Origin of the sequence: Streptococcus sp. HMSC10E12 (assembly GCF_001807855.1) — a bacterium.
Lineage (GTDB): Bacteria > Bacillota > Bacilli > Lactobacillales > Streptococcaceae > Streptococcus > Streptococcus salivarius.
The window spans coordinates 1-1,650 of the sequence record NZ_KV791116.1 but is presented as its reverse complement, the minus strand read 5'-3'; the positions used below and the strand labels follow the sequence as shown (position 1 = coordinate 1,650).

1 protein-coding gene is annotated in these 1,650 nt (G+C 58.3%); it reads right to left on the bottom strand.

Annotated elements, in window-relative coordinates; genetic code table 11:
- Positions 1–1,328, bottom strand: a 1,328-nt coding sequence (ltrA, locus tag HMPREF3112_RS09575; protein WP_218107327.1) for a group II intron reverse transcriptase/maturase, incomplete at its 3' end; no start/stop codon positions are given.
- Between the last annotated feature and the right edge of the window lie 322 nt (positions 1,329–1,650).

Sequence of the window (1,650 nt, the reverse complement as noted above, 5' to 3'; positions counted from 1 at the left end):
ACCGTCAGCACACCATGGATCAGCCCGGCACTGTTGTGCCAGATCCTATGGCTATCGCTGGCTATTGCTGCCGCCAAGTCAGAATTTGCACCCAACTTGCGAAGCTCTCGGTAGGTGGTTTTGCCAGTCTTCCATTGTTTGAGCTGAATTGCCCTGAGCCTTCGACGTATCCAGCCGTCCAGACTCTTCCATAAACCGGGAGCCTGAGACAATCCAAAGTACGCTTTCCAGCCGAGGAGGTAGGGCCTCAGGTTTTCCACCACTTGCGGCAGGCTGCGACCGCCACTACGCGGTGTCAGCCCCCGGATGCGATGTTTGAATACCTGTAGCGCCTTGAGTGCTACCCGCCGTTTGACCTCGCCTTTGGGAGACTGCCAGAAGCTGAATCCCAGAAACTTGCGGCCAAACGCACTGGCAACGGCGCTCTTGCTCTCGTTCACGCGCAACCCAAGACGGCCGTAAAGGCGACGTAGCAATGCCATCACCCGCTGTCCGGCTTTGGGGCTACGTACGTAAACGTTCGCATCGTCCGCGTACCTGACGAAGCAATGGCCTCGTCGCTCCAGCTCTTTGTCTACCTCGTCCAGCACCACATTGGCCAGCAGCGGTGAAAGTGGTCCACCTTGCGGTGTGCCCCTCGTGCTGGTCATGACCATGCCTTCGATCAATGCCCCACTGTTCAGATAAGCTCGAATCAAACGTAAAACGTCGCGATCCTTCACTTTTCTGCCCAGTCGGGCGATCAACAGATCGTGCTCGACGCAGTCGAAAAACTGCTCCAGATCGACATCGACCACAATTTGCCGCCCTGAGTGGATGTATTGCTGTGCCGCCAAAACCGCTTGGGGTGCACTGCGCTCCGGACGAAAACCATAGCTGTGGTTGCTGAAGTCAGGGTCCAGCAAGGGCTGCAATACTTGCAGTAATGCTTGCTGAATAAGTCTGTCCGTCACCGTAGGAATGCCCAGCTTGCGCTCGCCGCCACCGGGTTTGGGGATCAAGACTCGCCGAACCGGATCAGGCCGGTACGTCCCTGCCAACAACTGTGCGCGTATCCCGGGCCATGCCGTCTTCAGGTGCTCCGCTGTTTCGGCGATCCCAAGACCGTCGACACCGGCAGCACCCTTATTGGCGCGGACCTGTTTAAACGCCAGTTGCAGGTTGTCTCTTGTCAGGGCAGCTTGCAGCAACCCTGACCCTGTGGGGGTTGAGTCATGGCGCGGACAGCCGGCTTCATCGCTGGATGCTTTACGCGGGGCTTCACCCTCTGCAATTGCGTCCCGCCCCGGTTTGCCGGGCATCTGATGCATGGCCTGCTGTATCGTCATGTCAAACCTCACTTCTTCTCGTTTGGTCCTTCGCTGCAGCGCAGCTACTATGACCGCTGCTGACTTCTCGCTCCGGCTCACACCGTCGCCCTTTCAGGCATGAGGCGAGATCTCCCCAGGTAAGAACGCCATCCTTCACCGCACAACCGCCGCATTTACGTACCCGGCACTTAGGCCACAAGAGCTTTGCAGTCACTTGGCTGCTCGCCCTGTCCGGATCCGCCTCGAATGCGATTTGTGTACCTCGGCTCGCGGTTTACGCTCCACGCTTCCTCCCCACAGTCGGTCGCCCTTCTGCAGTTGCGCTTCGCTTCATTCACTG